A 13322-nucleotide genomic window follows, 5' to 3' on the forward strand; every position below is an offset into this window, starting at 1 on the left:
GGTCAGTCCGCGAGCTTCTGGAGCCGGCGTGACGGCCGCAGGAGTGCCATGACCGAGGCTCTTGAGGTGCGGCGCCCCGCGAGCGCGCGTACCGTCTCGCCGAGCATGACCGCGAGATAGTAGGCGAACGAGGCGAGAGTGCCCCGGCGCCGGTGGAAAAGCGCCACCTTGTTGACGGTGAGCAGCGCGGCGAGGGTGGGATTGACACCGGAGTCGCCGCCGATGTGCTCGACCAGCGCCGTCGGCTCGTACCAGAACATCCAGCCGTGGTCTCTGGCGCGCAGCGCGAACTCGGTCTCCTCGCTGTAGAGCAGGAAGGACTCGTCCCACGCGCCGATCTCCTTGATGGTCTTGGTCGAGACGAGCATGGCCGCGCCGGTCGCCCAGGCCACGAAACCGGCTCTGCCGTACTCGCGCGGGTTGGTGACCATCTCTCCCAGGGTGCCGATCCGGCCCGCGAGGTTCCCGCCGATCACCGCCTCGGCCAGCGCCCTGCCCACGGAGGGCATCCTGCGCAGCGAGGGCTGCAGGCTGCCGTCGGGGTTGAGCAGCCGGGGCGCGGCGATGCCGCACCCCGGCCGCCGCAGCGCCTCGGCGAGCGGGAGGATGGAACCCGGCCGCAACCTGCAGTCGGGGTTGATCACCATGACGGCGTCGAGGTCCTCGATGTCCAGGACGTCGATGCCGGCGTTGACCGCCGCGGCGTAGCCGGCGTTCCGCCCCACCTGGACGATCCGCATCGGAAGGCCGGTCGCCTCCCCGGCGAGCTTGAGCGACTCGTCCTTCGAGGCGTTGTCGGCTACCACGACGTGCGCGAGATGGACGCCCCGTGCTCCGTCCCCCAGGGAGCGCAGACACCCTTCGAGCACCTGCGCGCTGTTGTAGGTGACGATCACTATGGCGATCCGGGGGGTACCAGGCGTCATATACCGGTCATCCTCATATACGGGTCATCTTCGACGGCAGGGGTCTGTTACCTCGTTCCAAGGCGTGGTCGTGGTTCCGGCCCTCAGCCACGGACACGCTTGAACGCCCTCGCGGCGAGCCGCCGGGCGCGCAGGGGCAGAGAGGGGGCACCGTTCAGGACGTCCGAGATCCAGGCGGCGTCAAGGTCACGGCGGAGGCTGTCACGCGACTGCAGCCAGGTGCCCGGCTGGGCGCGACCGCCGTCGCTGGTGTACGCGCACGTCACCCGCGCCCGGCGCATCATGCCGAGCACGCGCCTGTCGTAGGAGCCGAAGGGGATGGCCACCCTCGACACCTGCCGTCCGGTGAGCTCGCTGAGGAGCCGGTGGGAGTCGGTGAACTCCTGGTCCACCTGCTCGGGGGTCAGCTTCCGCCAGTCACGGTGCGCCCAGCCGTGCGAGCCGACCCGCATGCCCGCGCCCACCAGCTCCCTGACCCCGTCCGAGTCCAGCCTGCCCTGCTCACCGAGCAGTCCGGCCGGCACGAAGAACTCCGCGGTGAGACCGCGTTCCAGCAGCCGGGGGAGGGCGATCTCCACATCCGACGAGTTGCCGTCGTCGAAGGTGATGCGGACGTCCTGGCGGCCCACCACCGCGTCGAGCACCTGCTCGAACTGCTCCACGCCGACCCAGAAGTCGCCCTCGCCCGGGTCCAGCTCGTGGCTGATCGGACCGATCCCGTGCACCGTGAGATTGACGACCGACTGCACCAGCACCCTCGTTTCTGGTCCGGCACTCCGACGGAGGGAGTGGTGCCCGCACGATGTCTGATTCCCGATTGATATCGGGTTCCAGAGCGTCTCGTTACAGGCTTTTTCCCGTAAAGACGGTTGATCGCCTCGGAACCGTCGCGCCGGAGGCCGTCCGGGCACCTCGCCGCACGAGGAGCGGCCCCGGACGGCTCGGCTAACCCGCCGGGTACGTCCCGAGCCGGTCGGCGTACCAGGCCGCGGTGAGCCGGAGCCCCTCCTCCAGCCCGACCCCGGGACACCAGCCGAGCGTCTCGGCGGCGGATGTGATGTCGGCGATCCGCGCGCTGTCCAGCGGCCGGTCGGAGATCGCGCCGTACCGGGGGCGCGGCGAACCGCCGACGATCCGGCTCAGCAGCTCCACGGTGTCCCGGATGGACGTCCGCGTCCCCGTGCCGATGTCGAAGCCCCGCCCTGCCGCCTGAGGGGTCGTGCCCGCGGCGAGGAAGGCGTCGACCACGTCGTCGACGTAGACCCAGTCCAGCTGGCGTGTCCCGCTGCTGAGACGGGGCTCCTCACCGCGGAGCAGCGCGAGTGTCACGTACGGCACCAGCTTCGTGATGTCCTGCTGGCCCGGCCCGTAGACCATGCCGATCCGCAGGGTGGTCACCGAGACGTCCCACAGCTCGTGGAACATCCGCGCGTAGCCGCCGGCGGCCCATTTGGCGACCGCGTAGGGCGAGGACGGGGTCGTCTCACCGTCGCCCGGCCGCGGCTCCTCAAGCGAGCCGGCGAGCACCACCCGGGTGCCCGGCATGCCGGTGACGGTGGTCAGCAGGTTGACCACGCCGGCGAGGTTGCTCTCCAGCATCGGCCGGACGAGCCGGGGGTCCCGGGCGCCGGCGACCTCGCTGGCGAGGTGGAACACGACGGCGGGCCGGGTGGAAAGGAGGAGGTGTTCGATCGCCTCGGGGTCGCTGACGTCGGCGACGTGCCAGGTCTCCCCGGGGCCGCCTTTCTCCCTGGGGCTGCGGCTGACCGCGTGCACCCGCGCGCCGAGTGCGCCCAGGCGCCGCACCAGGTGGGCCCCTATGAAGCCGGTGGCGCCCGTCACCAGCACGGACGCTCCATGCCAGCCGTGCCCCTCCTGACGGCGGACGAGGGTTTCCGTGGATGCCGGCGCGGTAAGCATGGGCGTTCTCCTCGCGGGTGTGACGAGTTCCGTCGGATGCTCTGGTCGGCGGCTCCCGGCTGGCAGGTCCGCGCGTGTCATAGCTTGTCGGACCAATAGCCATGGATCGTGTTAATTTCCCGAAAAAGCAACGGGGCCGCTCGGATGAGCGGCCCCGTGGTCTTCTTGTCGATCAGTCGATGCGCCAGGTGTCTCCGGCCAGCAGCAGGTCGTCCAGGTCACCCGGGCCGCCCCGGTCGACGGCCTCCGCCAGCTGCCCGGCCATCAGCTCGTCGTAGGAGGGGCGTTCGACGGAGCGGAAGACGCCGATCGGGACGTGCTCGAAGGCGGGCTCGTCCAGGCGGGAGAGCGCGAAGGCCAGGGAGGGGTCGGGGCGGTGGGCGTCGTGGAGGAGGATCTCGTCCTCGTCCACCGTGGAACGCGGGACGACCTCGATGCCGCCGTCGGCGGCGCGCCGTACCGCCTTGGAGGCCGAGACGATCGGCCGGCCGTGCTCCAGGCGCAGGGTGACGTCGTCGCGCTGCTCGGGGTCCTTCAGCGGGTCGAAGGCGTTGTCGTTGAAGATGTTGCAGTTCTGGTAGATCTCGACCAGGGAGGTGCCGCGGTGGGCGGCGGCCTCGCGCAGCACCGACTGCAGGTGCTTGCGGTCGGAGTCGATGGTCCTGGCCACGAAGGAGGCCTCGGCGCCGATCGCCAGCGAGATCGGGTTGAACGGCTTGTCCAGCGAGCCCATCGGGGTGGACTTCGTGATCTTGCCGACCTCGGAGGTGGGGGAGTACTGGCCCTTGGTCAGGCCGTAGATGCGGTTGTTGAACAGCAGGATGTTCAGGTTGACGTTGCGGCGCAGCGCGTGGATCAGGTGGTTGCCGCCGATGGAGAGCGCGTCGCCGTCACCGGTGATCACCCAGACCGACAGGTCGGGGCGGGAGGCGGCCAGGCCGGTGGCGATCGCCGGGGCGCGGCCGTGGATGGAGTGGAACCCGTAGGTGTTCATGTAGTACGGGAACCGGGACGAGCAGCCGATGCCCGAGACGAACACCATGTTCTCGCGTTTGAGGCCGAGCTCGGGGACGAACGACTGGACCGCGGCCAAGATGGCGTAGTCGCCGCAGCCGGGGCACCAGCGGACCTCCTGGTCGGACTTGAAGTCCTTCATCCCCAGCTTGACGTCGGTCTTCGGGACCAGGGACAGCCCCCGGCCGTTGCCGATGGTCTCACTCACTGTCGATCACGTCCTGGATCACGCCGGCCAGCTCCTCGGCCTTGAACGGAAGACCGCGCACGCGGTTGTAGCTGATGATGTCGACCAGGAAGCGGGCGCGGAGCAGCAGCGCGAGCTGGCCGAGGTTGATCTCCGGCAGCAGCACCCTGTCGTAGGAGCGCAGCACCTCGCCGGTGTTGGCCGGCAGCGGATTGAGGTGACGCAGGTGGGCCTGGGCGACCTTGCCGCCGGCCTTCCTGATCCGCCGTACCGCGGCCGCGATCGGGCCGTAGGTGGAGCCCCAGCCGATGACCAGCACGCGGGCGTCCCCGTCGAGGTCGTCCACCTCCAGCGGCGGGATGTCCCGGGCGATCCCGTCGATCTTGGCCTGGCGGAGCCGGACCATCCGGTCGTGGTTGCCGGGGTCGTAGGAGATGTTGCCGGTGCCCTCGGCCTTCTCGATGCCGCCGATCCGGTGCTCCAGGCCCGCGGTGCCCGGGATGGCCCAGGGCCGGGCCAGGGTCTCGGCGTCCCGCTTGAACGGCAGGAAGGTCACCCCGTCCTCGCCGTTCGGCGCGTCGGCGAACGCGGTGGTGATGTCCGGCAGATCGGCCGCGCCGGGCACCCGCCACGGCTCGGAGCCGTTGGCCAGGTAGCCGTCGGAGAGCAGCATGACCGGGGTGCGGTACTTCACCGCGATCCGGGCCGCCTCGATGGCCGCGTCGAAGCAGTCGGACGGGGTGGACGGCGCCACGATCGGCACCGGCGACTCGCCGTTGCGGCCGTACATGGCCATCAGCAGGTCGGTCTGCTCGGTCTTGGTGGGCATGCCGGTGCTCGGCCCGGCCCGCTGCACGTCCACCACGATCAGCGGCAACTCGGTGGTCACCGCCAGGCCGACGGTCTCGGCCTTGAGCGCGACCCCCGGGCCACTGGTGGTGGTGACGCCCAGCGCGCCGCCGAAGGCCGCCCCCAGGGCGGCGCCGACGCCCGCGATCTCGTCTTCGGCCTGGAAGGTGCGGATGCCGAACCGCTTGTGCCTGGAGAGCTCGTGCAGGATGTCGGAGGCCGGGGTGATCGGGTAGGAGCCGAGGAAGAGCGGCAGCCTCGACTGCACGGAGGCGGCGATCAGCCCGTAGGCGAGCGCCTGGTTCCCGGAGATGTTCCGGTAGACGCCGGGCAGGAGCCTGGCCGGCTTGACCTCGTAGGAGACCGAGAAGGACTCGGTGGTCTCGCCGTAGTTCCAGCCCGCCTGGAAGGCCGCGATGTTGGCCTTGGCGATGTCCGGGCTCTTGGCGAACTTGTTCTCCAGGAACTTGATCGTCGCCTCGGTCGGCCGGTGGTAGAGCCAGCTCAGCAGGCCGAGGGCGAACATGTTCTTGGAGCGCTCGGCGTCCTTCTTGGAGAGGGAGAAGCCCTCCAGGGCCCTGACCGTCAGCGAGGTCAGCGGCACCCGGTGCACCCGCCACTCGGCGAGCGAGTCGTCCTCAAGCGGGTCGCCCTCGTAGCCCACCTTCTGCAGGTTACGCCGGGTGAACTCGTCGGTGTTGGCGATGATGTCGGCCCCGCGCGGCAGGTCGCCGAGGTTGGCCTTCAGCGCGGCGGGGTTCATGGCGACCAGGACGTTGGGGGCGTCGCCGGGGGTGAGGATGTCGTGGTCGGCGAAGTGGAGCTGGAAGCTCGACACGCCGGGCAGGGTCCCCGCGGGGGCTCGGATCTCGGCGGGGAAGTTGGGAAGGGTCGACAGGTCGTTGCCGAACTCCGCCGTCCCGGCCGTGAATCGATCACCGGTCAGCTGCATGCCGTCGCCGGAGTCGCCGGCGAACCGGATGATCACGCGGTCGAGTTGCTGAACCTGCTTGGTCACAGCTCAGTCCTCCTCGACGCGACTGGGCGCCGTTGATGTTGGCACGTTCTTGGTTCCATGCTAGATCCCTCGGAGTAACGCGTGGTCTTTCGCGTTCCACTCGGCGGAAGGGTGTGACGTAAGTCGCAGATCCTCGGCGGCCGCTGAGTTGGAGTGTGGGGCGGGCGGGCGGTGCGAGCCGCGGCCGGATGACATGGCCGCTGTGGGGTCACGATCGCGAGCGGTTGGCCCAACACAGAGCGGCGGCGAGCCGGCACAGGTCCACGTGCAGACGGCCGAAGAGGACGGTTAGGGTCACGTTGCCTAACTATATGTCCCGCCGGGCGGCCGGGTTCATCGGCTCGGGCCATGTGCTCATAACTCCTGGCCAAGACAGTCCCGGCCCCCGCCGCGGCGCCACCGGCTCCCGGTCACGGTGCTCCCGGTCACGGTGCTCCCGGCCGCGGAGGCGCCGGCGCCGGCTAGGGCCTCGCCGGCCTGCCCGGTGCCGCGGGGCCGCCCTCGGAGCCGTAGATCCCGCCGGCCCGCATCCCCTGCGAGCCGTACAGTTCGGGGACGGTCACGAAGGTGTAGCCCTTGCGTCCCAGGCGTCGCAGGATGTCCGGGGTCGCCTCGACGGCCGAGTCGCGGACGTCGTGCAGCAGGATGACCGATCCCCGTCCGGCCCCGGCGACGGCCCGGTCGGCGATGGTCTTCGCGTCCGCGCCGCGCTCGTCCCCGGTGTTCACGCTCCAGCCGACCAGCGTCAGGCCCAGCCTGCCCGCGACGGAGGCGGTCCGGCCGTCGGTCACGCCGTACGGCGGGCGCAGCAGGCCGGGCGCCTGCCCGATCGCCCGGGTGATCGCGCACTGGGCCCTGTCGATCTGGTCGGCGGCCTTGCTGTCGGTGAGGGCGGTCAGGTCGCGGTGGGACCAGGTGTGGTTGCCCACCAGGTGCCCCTCCCGCATCATCCGCCTGAGTAACTCGGGGTGGGCGGAGGCGTTGGTGCCGGTGCTGAAGAAGGTGGCCCTGGCGCGGTGTCCGCCGAGGACGTCCAGCAGCCGTCCGGTGCCCGGACCCGGCCCGTCGTCGTAGGTGAGCGCCACGCACTTGGCCTTGGCGCAGTCCACGCTGCCTGCCCGCGAGCTCTCCGCCCGGGGCCTGGGGATCGACGTCTCCCTGATGGTCCGCTGCGGAGAGACGGCGCCCATGCCGGCCACCGCCTTCACGGCCGCCCGCTGCGCCCGCACCCCGGTCGCCGACAGCAGCGGCCCTATCTCGGAGGCGGGTACGGCCACCGCCACCCGGCCGTGCGAGGCCGAGGCCACCTGGTGGTCGTCGAACTCCACGACGAGGTCGCCGCGCGGGTTGAAGGCCAGGGAGTCGAACAGCTCCGCCTCCGGCCCGATCGCACCCGGGTTCACCTCGGGCCTTGAGCCGGCCAGCCGCCCCTTGACGAGCACGGCCAGCTCGGCCAGCTCGGGACGGCCCCGGAGCAGGGCGTCGGAGTCCAGGGCGCGCCTGTCCACCCGGTCGTACCAGACGGTGGTGCGAGACTCCACCCAGTCGGCCCCGGCGGACCGGCCGATGCGCAGCCGTACCCCGATCACCTGGCTGGACACGGCGGCGAGCTGCCAGTCGACGTTGAACTCGGGGTGGGCGGGGGTGACGGTCTCCCAGGCCTTCTCCCCGGGGGCGTTTCCCAGGGCGCCGCGGTTGAACCGGTCGAGCCATTCGGCCACCGTACGCTGGAGTTTCCCGGTGAGGCGGGGGGCGCCTTCGAGCGAGGGGTACACGGCGTGCACACGCTGGTCACCGGGGCCGCCTCCGGTTACGGTATGTACATCCAGCCCGTTCACCTGGGATGGGTCCCCATAGTTGATCATCGTGGGTTCCGACGGGACGAGGTCTTCCGCACTGGAGGACGCGGTGGTCGGGCCGCACCCGGCGACCGTGGCGGCGAAGATCGCGATTCCTCCGGCGAATCGCATAATGGGCATAGATGTAACGCTATATGTGATATAGCACACTTTACTGTTCCTTGGGGCGAAAGGTGCGGAGGTTTGGACTGTGTCGGGTTTGGCGGTTCCACTGGGTGACGGAGACGGCGGATTCCGCTACGGCTGGTGCGAGGGAGACTCAGGCGAACAGACGTCCGGGCCCCCGGCGCCGCCGGCCCGTCCGGCCCTTTTGACACATCCAGCCCTTTCGACACATCCAGCGCGTTCGATACGCCCGGCGGCGGAGGGCCCGTGAACGGATACTTCGGCTCTTACGCGGTGGTCCTCGCCCTGTTCGCGCTCGGGGTGGCGATCGTGGCCGGGATGCTGTTCGCCAACCGGATGCTCCGCCCCACCCATTCGACCCCCGACAAACTGCTCACCTACGAGTGCGGCGTCGACCCGGTCGGCGCCGGGTGGGCCCAGTCGCAGGTCCGCTACTACGTCTTCACCTACCTCTACGTGGTGTTCGCGGTGGACGCCGTCTTCCTCTTCCCCTGGGCCCTGGTCTTCGACGCCCCCGGGTTCGGGACGACCACCCTGGTGGAGATGTTCGTCTTCCTGGGCTTCATCGCCCTCGGCATCCTGTACGCCTGGCGCAAACGCGTGCTCGTCTGGACCTGACGGCCGGCATCGGAGGAGACGGGAGGAGAATGGGTGTCATGGCGGACCTTCCGATGCCCACTCTGGGGCCGGTCTCCCGGCTGGCCCCCAAGCCCATGCGCTTCATCCTCAACTGGGGGCGGCGCTACTCGCTGTGGGCGTTCAACTTCGGCCTGGCCTGCTGCGCGATCGAGTTCATCGCGACCTCGATGAGCCGGCACGACTTCATCAGGTTCGGGGTCATCCCGTTCGCCAACGGCCCCCGTCAGGCCGACCTGATGATCGTCTCCGGCACGGTGACCGACAAGATGGCCCCCGCGGTCAAGCGGCTGTACGAGCAGATGCCCGACCCGAAGTACGTGATCTCCTTCGGCGCCTGCTCCAACTCCGGCGGACCCTACTGGGACTCCTACTGCGTGACCAAGGGCGTCGACCAGATCATCCCGGTGGACGTCTACGTCCCCGGCTGCCCGCCCCGGCCCGAGGCCCTGCTCCACGGCATCATGATGCTCCAGGAGAAGATCGCCGCGGAGAACCTGGGGGAGCGGTATGCCTGACCTCGCGGACGGCCGGGCGCGAGACCGGCGGGCGGTCGTCGCCGCGATCCGGGAACGGTACGGCACGCGCGCCGAGGTGTCGGAGTCGTTCGGGGAGACCACCGCGACCGTCCAGGCCGGCGATTGGATCGACCTGCTGACCTTCGCCCGCTCCCGGGGGTATGAGTTCTTCGACTGGCTGACCGCGGTGGACGACCCGCCGGACGGGTTCGAGGTCGTCGCCCACGTGTTCGACCCCGTCTCACACGGACGCCTGCTGCTGCGCACCCGGGTGCCGCGCGCCCAGCCCCGGCTGCCCAGCGCCGTCGGCGTCTTCCGGGGCGCCGACTGGCACGAGCGTGAGACCTTCGAGATGTTCGGCGTGATCTTCGAGGGGCACCCGAACCTGGTCCCGCTGCTGCTGCCGGAGGGCTTCGAGGGTTTCCCGCTGCGCAAGGACTTCGTGCTGGCCGCCCGGGTCGCCAAGGCGTGGCCCGGGGCCAAGGAGCCCGGCGAGTCCGACCACGGCTCGCCGAGCCGCCGTAAGACGCTCCCGCCGGGCGTGCCCGCCGACTGGGGCCGTGACGACGGCCGGGACGCCCGCTGATCGGAGGATGTGATCATGGCCGAGGTGCTCGACGTCGCCGTCCGGCTCGTTGTGATCGTCGCGGCCTTCCTGGTGCTGCCGCTGATCGCCGGGCAGGCCGAGCACAAGGTCATGGCCCACATGCAGGGACGCCTCGGCCCGATGTACGCCGGGGGCTTCCACGGCTGGGCCCAGCTGATCGCCGACGGGGTCAAGTTCGCCCAGAAGGAGGACGTGGTGCCGGCCGCCGCCGACCGGCGGGTCTTCGTCCTCGCGCCGGGCGTGGCGCTGATCCCCTACCTCGTGGTGATGGCGGTCATCCCCGTCGGTCCCGGCCTGGCCGGGGTGGACCTGGACGCCGGGCTGTTCTTCGTCCTGGCCGTGATGGGGGTCGGCGTGCTCGGCTCGATCATGGCCGGCTGGTCGTCGGGCAACAAGTACTCCCTGCTGGGCGGGGTGCGTTCGGCCGCCCAGCTCATGGCCTACGAGCTTCCACTGGTCCTCGCCGCCTCCAGCGTCGCGATGGCGGCGGGCACGCTCTCCCTGCAGGGCATCGTGGAGTCCTGGCGGTGGTGGTGGCTGCCCTGGCAGGCGATCGGCGGCGTGGTCTTCTTCACCGCGGGGCTCGCCGAGCTGCGCCGCCCGCCGTTCGACATGCCGATCGCGGACTCCGAGATCATCATGGGCCCGATGACCGAGTACACCGGGATCAGGTTCGCCCTGTTCATGCTGGCCGAGTACGCCGGGATCATCGTGATCGCCGCGCTCACCGCCACGCTGTTCCTGGGCGGCTGGCACGGCCCTCTCCTGCCGGGACCCGCGTGGATGCTCGTCAAGGTGTTCCTCCTGGTGTTCGTGGTGATCTGGGTCCGGGTGAGCTACCCCCGGCTCCGTGAGGACCAGCTCCAGAAGCTCGCCTGGGTCGGCCTGGTGCCGCTGGCGCTGGTCCAGCTCGCGCTGACCGGGGTCGTCAGGGTCCTCACCGGGTGATCCGTCCGGGGGACGGGGCGCGGGCCTGACCGGAGTCCGCGCCGTCCGGCCGGGCCGATGTTCGAAGCGCGCGCACCGGGCATGGAGGACGAGCAGGGGTGCGGTGACCACGTACCTTTGCCGGGAGGACGGCCTGCCCGCCGCGCCGGTGTGGCGAGTGGTGCCGCCGACCCGACCGGCACCGGTGAACCACACGCGACCCGGTGAACACTCGTGGTCACCGCACCAGGTGACATCGGCGGCCAAGGACGGAACACATGACCCTCACGCTTGCCGTGGACGACGACCTGGTCGTCGAGGTGCCGGAACATCCACCGGTACGGCTGCCCCTCGCCGGTCCGGGCAGGGCGAGCACGCTGCTCTTCTTCGGTTACCCCGGCCGGGGCAGGACGAGGTACGGCCTGGCGGTGCTGGACGACTCCGGCCTGGTGATGCTGGAGGCGCCGGGCTCCCGCTCGCGCCGCGAGGTGGAGGCGTTCGCCGGCGACAACGGCCTGACGTTCGAGCTCAGGCGGTTCGCCACCGGGGAGGAGGCCAGGACGGCGCTCGCCCGTAGATCGCCCGCCTGGCGCGCGGTGACCTGGCGCCGGTCGCCCTCCGCCCTGCCCCGGCTGCGGGTGCCCGGGGTGCGGAGCCTGCGGCCCCCCAAGGGGTCGCCGAGGGTCTGGTGGCGCGAGCAGCTGCTCTACGGGCTCATGTGGCTGGTGCTCGCCTACGGCGTCGCCTTCGTGACGCTGGTCGTTCTGAACATGAGGAACCCCGGCGGTGACGTCAGCCGGGGGATGGGCGCGCTCGGGGTCGCCGCCCTGGTGCTGGCCGGGCTGACCGTCCTGGGCGCCGGTGTCATGGCCGGGGTCGGCCGGAGGCGGGCCCGTCACCGGTCCGCCGACGGCCGCGTGCTCGGACGGCGGGGCGAGCCCCACTGCCGCCTGGTGGCCGTGCACGGCCGGCTGCTGCTGGAGACCGCCCGCCGGACCCGCGAGATCGACGCGTCCAGGCTGCTGCTCTACTCGGCCGACCTGGGAATGACCGGCCTGGTGGTCGGGGACGGTCTGCTCCACCTGCCGGGACACTGGGACCCCGGGGAGACGGACCGCTTCGCCGTACGCAACGGGCTGGAGCTGGAGACCCGGACGCTGACCCGTCAGGAGTATCTCGACCTGACGGCCCGGGTGAGGGACGCGGTGCCCTAATGCACGATCCGCAGCATGATGTCGGCGGCCGTGGGCCGGTTGCCGGGGTGCTTGTCCAGGCACGCGGCGGCCAGCGGGCGCAGTGACGGAGGCAGGGCCGTCAGGTCGGGGTGGTGGTTGATCACACGGTTGAGGATCGCGGGAATGGTGTCGTCACCGAAGGCGGCACGGCCGGAGGCCGAGAAGATCATGGTGGCCGCCCAGCTGAACACGTCGGTCTCCGGGCCGATCGCACCTCCGCCGAGCTGTTCGGGGGACATGTAGGCGGGGGTGCCCATGATGTTGCCAGAGGTCGCGGTGACCTGGTCGAGCGCGCGGGCGATGCCGAAGTCGATCACGCGTGGCCCGTCGGCGCCGATCAGCACGTTGGCCGGTTTGAAATCCCGGTGCACCACGCCCGCCCGGTGGATCGCGGCCAGCGCGCCCGCCGTGGACAGCGCCAGCCGGGTCAGGCCGTCCTCGTCGCGCGGCCCCTGGTCGCGGACGAGCTGCTCCAGTGAGACGCCGTCCACGTACTCGCTGACGATGTACGCCTGGTCGTCGGTGATGTTCACGTCGAGCACCCGGGCGGTGGAGAAGGTCGCCACCTTGCGCGTCGCCTCCACCTCCCGCAGGAATCGCTCCCGGACCACCCGGTTGCCGGTGAGGTGCTGGTGCAGGACCTTGATGGCCACTTTCCGCCCCTGCGGGGTGAGGGCCAGGTGGACCGTGCCCTGACCGCCCTTCCCCAGACTGCCGATCAGCCGGTACGGCCCCAGCCAGTCCTGGGGCGTATGCGACGGCCGGGTGTGGCCGGGATGGGCGGGAGACGGTGGGTGACCTGCCGGCGCGTGGGTCGCCTGCGTGTGCCGGGGGCCGTTCCAGGTGTGGTGGGGCCGGCGCGCGGGCGCGGGCGTGTTCGATGGCAGGGTGGGGGCGGTCGGGTACGGCGAGGCATGAGGCGCGGCGGGGACGGGGAAGGGGCCCTGGAGGGGGTGCTGCCCGGAGAAGGGCGGCGGTCCCTGGAACACCGGCGTGTCCTGCCGGAACACCGCGCCCCTGATGATCAGCGCGTGGCCCAGCCCGCCGAGCCAGCTGCCGAACAGCCCGACCATCATGACGGCGTCCAGCCAGACCGGGATCCGGTCGGAGTCGCCGTAGACCCCGGCGCCGACGATGAACACCCCCGCGCCGAGACCGTAGAGGACGGTGGCGAGGGCCAGCATCGGGCTCCGCAGCCGGCGGGCCGCGTGGCCCATGATGAACGGCGTCCCCAGACCGCAGGTGAACAGCGGGACCAATGTCCACGCCACGCTCAATCCCGTGTTGGATCGCTGGGGTGGCCGGCTCTGCCAGGCGGGACCGTACTGGTGGGACATGTGGCGAAGAATACGTATTTCTAGGGTTTCCCGCAGTCACCTTCGCGGGTGACTCCGTTGCCGGGGGCGGAACTCGAACACACAGACTGTGGATAAGTGTTGTGGATAACTTGGGGATTTTGGGATCGTTCCTGCCCGGAACCCACTTCACGGAGCAGCCGCA

The 13322-nt window shown here is 70.6% G+C and carries 13 protein-coding genes; 5 read left to right on the forward strand and 8 right to left on the reverse strand.

Annotated features, from left to right (window positions below):
* Positions 1 to 2: 2 nt before the first annotated feature.
* The 7 genes from ABZ194_RS10605 to ABZ194_RS10635 all read right to left on the reverse strand — a co-directional run bounded on the left by ABZ194_RS10605 (position 3) and on the right by ABZ194_RS10635 (position 7893).
* Positions 3 to 926, reverse strand: coding sequence for a glycosyltransferase family 2 protein (locus ABZ194_RS10605; RefSeq protein WP_355594615.1), 924 nt, complete (start codon positions 924 to 926; stop codon positions 3 to 5).
* Between the two features lie 83 nt (positions 927 to 1009).
* A complete protein-coding gene (locus ABZ194_RS10610) occupies positions 1010 to 1675 on the reverse strand; it encodes a polysaccharide deacetylase family protein (RefSeq protein ID WP_355594617.1) in 666 nt (221 codons plus the stop codon).
* A 196-nt stretch (positions 1676 to 1871) separates the two neighbouring features.
* Complete coding sequence (locus ABZ194_RS10615; protein ID WP_355594619.1) at positions 1872 to 2846, reverse strand: NAD-dependent epimerase/dehydratase family protein; 975 nt, start codon at positions 2844 to 2846, stop codon at positions 1872 to 1874.
* A gap of 172 nt (positions 2847 to 3018) precedes the next feature.
* Positions 3019 to 4068: a 2-oxoacid:ferredoxin oxidoreductase subunit beta gene (locus ABZ194_RS10620; protein ID WP_355594622.1), complete on the reverse strand. Its 1050-nt coding sequence runs from the start codon at positions 4066 to 4068 to the stop codon at positions 3019 to 3021.
* Complete coding sequence (locus tag ABZ194_RS10625) at positions 4061 to 5914, reverse strand: 2-oxoacid:acceptor oxidoreductase subunit alpha (protein ID WP_355594624.1); 1854 nt, start codon at positions 5912 to 5914, stop codon at positions 4061 to 4063. The genes ABZ194_RS10620 and ABZ194_RS10625 overlap by 8 nt, the downstream gene beginning before the upstream one ends.
* A 208-nt stretch (positions 5915 to 6122) precedes the next feature.
* The gene (locus ABZ194_RS10630; RefSeq protein ID WP_355594626.1) at positions 6123 to 6212 is read right to left on the reverse strand and encodes a putative leader peptide; all 90 of its coding nucleotides are present in this window, start codon (positions 6210 to 6212) and stop codon (positions 6123 to 6125) included.
* Positions 6213 to 6375: 163 nt separating this feature from the next.
* Positions 6376 to 7893: a polysaccharide deacetylase family protein gene (locus tag ABZ194_RS10635; RefSeq protein ID WP_355594628.1), complete on the reverse strand. Its 1518-nt coding sequence runs from the start codon at positions 7891 to 7893 to the stop codon at positions 6376 to 6378.
* Between the two features lie 252 nt (positions 7894 to 8145).
* On the opposite strand from ABZ194_RS10635, the gene ABZ194_RS10640 reads away from it, so the two are divergent.
* The 5 genes from ABZ194_RS10640 (at position 8146) to ABZ194_RS10660 (ending at position 11801) form a co-directional block, all read left to right on the forward strand.
* The gene (locus ABZ194_RS10640; protein WP_355594630.1) at positions 8146 to 8517 is read left to right on the forward strand and encodes an NADH-quinone oxidoreductase subunit A; all 372 of its coding nucleotides are present in this window, start codon (positions 8146 to 8148) and stop codon (positions 8515 to 8517) included.
* Positions 8518 to 8612: 95 nt separating this feature from the next.
* Positions 8613 to 9053, forward strand: coding sequence for an NADH-quinone oxidoreductase subunit B family protein (locus ABZ194_RS10645; RefSeq protein ID WP_355594873.1), 441 nt, complete (start codon positions 8613 to 8615; stop codon positions 9051 to 9053).
* Complete coding sequence (locus ABZ194_RS10650; RefSeq protein ID WP_355594632.1) at positions 9046 to 9639, forward strand: NADH-quinone oxidoreductase subunit C; 594 nt, start codon at positions 9046 to 9048, stop codon at positions 9637 to 9639. The genes ABZ194_RS10645 and ABZ194_RS10650 overlap by 8 nt, the downstream gene beginning before the upstream one ends.
* 15 nt (positions 9640 to 9654) lie before the next feature.
* Positions 9655 to 10608, forward strand: coding sequence for an NADH-quinone oxidoreductase subunit NuoH (gene nuoH, locus ABZ194_RS10655; protein ID WP_355594634.1), 954 nt, complete (start codon positions 9655 to 9657; stop codon positions 10606 to 10608).
* A 257-nt stretch (positions 10609 to 10865) separates the two neighbouring features.
* Positions 10866 to 11801: a hypothetical protein gene (locus ABZ194_RS10660; protein WP_355594636.1), complete on the forward strand. Its 936-nt coding sequence runs from the start codon at positions 10866 to 10868 to the stop codon at positions 11799 to 11801.
* On the opposite strand, the gene ABZ194_RS10665 is transcribed toward ABZ194_RS10660, so the two are convergent.
* Positions 11798 to 13093 (reverse strand): protein kinase, encoded by a 1296-nt coding sequence (locus ABZ194_RS10665; protein ID WP_355594638.1) that lies wholly within the window; start codon positions 13091 to 13093, stop codon positions 11798 to 11800. The genes ABZ194_RS10660 and ABZ194_RS10665 overlap by 4 nt on opposite strands.
* Between the last annotated feature and the right edge of the window lie 229 nt (positions 13094 to 13322).

The organism is Streptosporangium sp. NPDC006007, from assembly GCF_040614315.1.
GTDB lineage: Bacteria > Actinomycetota > Actinomycetes > Streptosporangiales > Streptosporangiaceae > Streptosporangium.